At 70.1% G+C, this 2301-nt stretch carries 2 protein-coding genes; both read right to left on the bottom strand.

All coding sequences use genetic code 11. The annotated features are described in order from the left end of the window. Positions 1 to 214: 214 nt before the first annotated feature. The gene (locus VFZ20_RS01840; protein WP_349264051.1) at positions 215 to 1207 is read right to left on the bottom strand and encodes an LLM class flavin-dependent oxidoreductase; all 993 of its coding nucleotides are present in this window, start codon (positions 1205 to 1207) and stop codon (positions 215 to 217) included. A gap of 33 nt (positions 1208 to 1240) precedes the next feature. After that, a complete protein-coding gene (locus tag VFZ20_RS01835; RefSeq protein WP_329682109.1) occupies positions 1241 to 2236 on the bottom strand; it encodes a hypothetical protein in 996 nt (331 codons plus the stop codon). Between the last annotated feature and the right edge of the window lie 65 nt (positions 2237 to 2301).

The raw sequence follows: 2301 nt of genomic DNA, 5'->3' as shown, positions 1-2301 counted from the left end.
CCGCGCGCAGGACCATGGCGGCGACGAAGGATCTTGCCCGCGTGACTCGGGGCCGGCTCCCGTGCGTGGAAGCCGGCCCCGAGTTTCGCACACAAGATCCTTCGGGGCCACGGGCATCCAGCACGGGCGAGTTCGCGCGGGCCCCTCAGGATGACACTTTTCGCCGGGAAAGCGGCGAAAGAGCCTCAGGATGACAATCCTCCCGCAACGCGGTTCACGCGGCGGAGCGCGTTTCCGTGCGGGCGCCGTTCACGAGGGGGATCACCGCCTCGGCAAAGCGCTCCATCTCCTCCAGCTGCGGCGAGAACTGCAGAAGCAGCAGGTCCAATCCCGCGCGCTCGAACTCCAGGATCCGCTCGGCCACCTGCTCCGGCGTGCCCACCAGGCCGCTCTTGAGGCCGCGGTTGCTCACGGAGTAGTCCTCCAGGCTCACCCGCTGCTCCAGCTGCGTGTTGCTGATCCAGTCCTGGTAGTTGGCGTAGCCCCGCGCGCTCTGCTTGACGTCGGTGATGCGCTCCAGCTCGGCCCTGACCTCCGCCTCGGTGGAGCGCACGACGACGTACCCCACCGCGCCAAACCGCATGGGCGCCAGACCGAGCTTCTCGCGCCGCTCGCGCATGTCGGCCACCTTGGCGCCGATGGTCTCCGGCGGGTCGCCGTGCGTGAGCCACGCGTCGCACTTTTGCGCGATGAGCGCCTTGGCCGCGGGCGATTCACCGCCGGCGTAGATCGTGGGCCGCGGACGACGGGCCGGCTTGGGCTCCAGGATGGCGTCATCCACCTGGTAGTACTTGCCGGCGTACGAGAAGCGCGGCTCCTTCCACATCCCGTCCACCACGTCCAGCCACTCCGACGTGCGGGCGTAGCGGTCGTCGTGCTGGTCAAACTGCACGCCGTACTTCCGCGCCTCCGTGGCCCACCACGACGAGACCACGTTCAGCGCCAAGCGCCCCCCGCTGATGCGGTCGATGTTGGCCGCCTGCTTGGCCAGCAGCCCCGGCGCGTGGAACGTGGGCCGGACGGCCGTCATGATCTCCAGCCGCTCCGTGACGGCCGCCAGGGCCGCCGTGGTGCTCCACGCGTCCAGGGAGGGCGCGTCCATCCCCTTGATGTCGTTCAGGTTGAGCTCGGCCACGAGCGTGAGGTCAAAGCCGATCTGCTCGCTGCGCTGGGCCAGGCGCCGGGTGTAGGCCCAGCTGGCCTCCATCCGCTCGTCGTCCACGTTGCGCAGCCAGCACGGTCAGGCCGCCTCCTTCTCCGCGCGCGCCGCCACGGCCGCCGCGGCCTCGCGCTCCAGCCAGTCGGCCAGCCGCGCGAACGGATCGAAGCCGATGACGTTGGGCGCGTCCGCCACGAAGTTGCTCAGGGCGTTGACGTCGTAGTAGTACAGCTGCCCGTCGCGTGAATCGATCATGTACTCGATGCCGCCCACCTCGATGCCCGCCGCCGCCATGATGCGCTCCACGGCCTCGATCACGGGGCGCGGCGGCTCGTAGCCCTCCACGCGCAGCCCGCGCTTGGGCGCGTCCACGGCGCACACCTGCGCGTCGAGCGCGGCGCCGTCCACGCGCTGGCACACGTCGGCCGGGCACAGGTCAAAGCTGTTGCCGGGCGTGTAGATGCGGATGCCGTACAGGTATCTGCCGCCCAGCACCTCCACCCGGACGATGCGGCTTTCCTCCTGCGGGATGAACTCCTGCACGAGCGCCGTGCTGTCGATGCCCAGGTCCAGGCCATCCCGGGCGGCCTGGGCCAGGGCCTCGGGCGTCTCGAACTTGCGCACGCCCGCGCCGCTGCCGCCGATGTTGGGCTTGACGGCGATGGGCCAGCGCAGCCCCTCGGCGGCGGCCGGCGCGTGCTCCGCGCGGTGGATGACGCGGGCGCGCGGATACGGCAGGCCCAGGTCGTCCAGCAGGGCCAGCTGCCCGGCCTTGCTGATCTCGTTCTCGAACGCTTGGTAGCCGTTGACCACGCGCACGCCCTTGCGCTCCAGGCAGCTGAGCCAGGACAGCGTGTAGAAGATGGCGTCGCCGCGGCCGCGCAGGTACGCCGACGGGCTCATGCGGTTGAAGACCAGCGAGTACGCCGGCTCGTCCGCCGGGTCAAAGAGGTGCTCGTCGGCGTGGATCCTTACGTACGGCGTGCCGCGGCGGTCCAGCTCCGCGAACAGCGGCCTGAACCAGTCCGGGTGCTCGTAGAAGATGGCGATGGGCCGGTCTGCGGGTACGATGGACATCGGCTGCGCTCCCCGTGTTGCTCTCGGGTGATGGAAAAACAAAAGCCGCGACTCCGGGGGGGAGT

Origin of the sequence: Longimicrobium sp. (genome assembly GCF_036280135.1) — a bacterium.
Lineage (GTDB): Bacteria > Gemmatimonadota > Gemmatimonadetes > Longimicrobiales > Longimicrobiaceae > Longimicrobium.
The sequence above is the reverse complement of the archived record's forward strand: the minus strand, read 5'-3'. Positions and strand labels throughout refer to the sequence as shown.